Source organism: Paenibacillus sp. P4_E11 (assembly GCF_056401635.1).
In genome coordinates this window covers 1-1,761 of the sequence record NZ_JBFUIX010000411.1, presented here as the reverse complement: position 1 = coordinate 1,761, position 1,761 = coordinate 1, and the positions used below count along the sequence as shown (strand labels likewise).

The following is a 1,761-nucleotide window of genomic DNA, read 5'->3' as shown; positions in this document are numbered from 1 at the left end:
ATTATACGGTGCGTGTGATGGTCAACCATTCGACGAGACCACAAAAAGACGTCGTTTCCATCCAGGTGTGGAGCGGAAACGATTCAGCCGGAACTCCGCTGGTGAACTTAGTTTCAGATTTCAACTAATAATATCGACATCTAAGTGCAGTGACCCAAAAAGAACTGAGAGACTATATCACATCCAGCGGGTTAGAGATTTCGGCACTTTGCTTCAGTGTTGGCGGGCATGGGTTCCAAGACAAGCTGTGAATCATCAAAACATCGAGAAGTCTATGCGTGTCTTGGACTTAGCTATGGAGCGAGGCACAAACATTGTAACAACCCATATTGGCGTTATCCCGCAAGATCCATCCTGTGAGATTTATGAGGAAATGCTTCGTGTTTGTGATTATATTTAGGCTGCACTCATGTAGATATAACTACGTGAAGGGCAGCCTATTGAGTTAATGCTACTTCAAATCGGTGACTTGCATGACCTTTGTTGGATAGATTGTTGGTCTTCCTATGGAGATGTAGGTGAGATCGTACATGTCAGCAATTTGTTGCATGTTCGCTTGGGTAAACATATTCCTGCCATCGATTACAAGCCGGTAACGCAGCTTATGGCTGACGAGTTGCCAATCCATGTCTTGAAGCTGCTTCCATTCCGTGAGGAAGATGAGTGCGTCCGAGGAATCAATCGTTTCATATAGATCTCGGTGCAAAACTACTTCCTTAACCGGATACTCGCGTACAAAAGGATCGTAAGCATGTACGTCTGCACCGTGTTCTAGACACAATCTGCAGAATGCGAGAGAGGGCGCCTCTCGAAGATCGTCAGTCATCGGCTTGAAAGTCAGGCCGAGGAGAGCGATACGTTTTCCCTTCAACGTTCCTGATGCTCGGATTAGTTTCTCCACCAACCGATCCGGACGATCACGATTGATGGATTCAGTCGCGTCGAGAAGGGGGAGGGGGAGATTTCGTTGTTCTCCCATAGCTCGAAAGGCTTGAATGTCTTTGGGGAAACAGGAGCCGCCATACCCGATCCCGGCCTGCAGGAAGGACGCGCCAATTCGGTGATCCATGCCAATCCCTTGAGAGACGTCATCGATTGAGGTACCGGCTAGTTCCGCGAAGTCGGCTATCATGTTAATAAAGGAAATTTTCATGGCCAGAAAGGCATTGGACGCATACTTGATCAATTCAGAGCTGCGGCGTTCGCAGAAATGAATGGGCGCAGGGATGTCCTTATACAGTTCGGTGATTACGCTTCTGGCCTTCTCGGTCCGGCACCCCGCTACAATGCGATCCGATGGAGGCAATCGTGGATGGCGTTACCTTGTCGGAGAAATTCCGGATTATGCAGCACATCAAGGAGTGGTTTCCGAGCTTGCGTCCCCAGCCACGCCTCGATCTCGTCCGTTGTACCGACAGGAACGGTGCTTTTGATAATCAGAGTCTGCTCCCCGATGGAATGTTGGGCGACTTGAGCCACAACCGACCATACTGGATTCAAATCGGCTTCGCCGTTCGTACCGATTGGAGTACCGACGCAGATGATAATCACCTCTGATGTTTGAACCGTTACTTGGATATCGGTTGTATATTGAATCCGGTGCTGGTTCACTGCCTCGTTCAGTAGCTCATATAGACCCTGCTCCCAGATCGGCAGTCCGCCTGATGTCAGGATGGCTATTTTCTCGACGGAGCTGTCCACGCAAATGACAGAATGACCAAGATGCGCCAGACATGCACCCGTGACTAAGCCGACATAACC

Annotated in this window: 1 protein-coding gene and 1 pseudogene; both read right to left on the bottom strand. The window is 49.4% G+C overall.

Going from position 1 to position 1,761, the window contains the following annotated elements:
* Nucleotides 1-451: 451 nt before the first annotated feature.
* Nucleotides 452-1,306 (bottom strand): nucleotide sugar dehydrogenase, encoded by an 855-nt coding sequence (locus AC1DWB_RS34600; protein ID WP_477545602.1) that lies wholly within the window; start codon nt 1,304-1,306, stop codon nt 452-454.
* Nucleotides 1,282-1,761 (bottom strand): annotated as a pseudogene (locus AC1DWB_RS34595) (UDP-glucose 6-dehydrogenase); the annotation flags it as partial. The pseudogene AC1DWB_RS34595 and the gene AC1DWB_RS34600, both read right to left, overlap by 25 nt.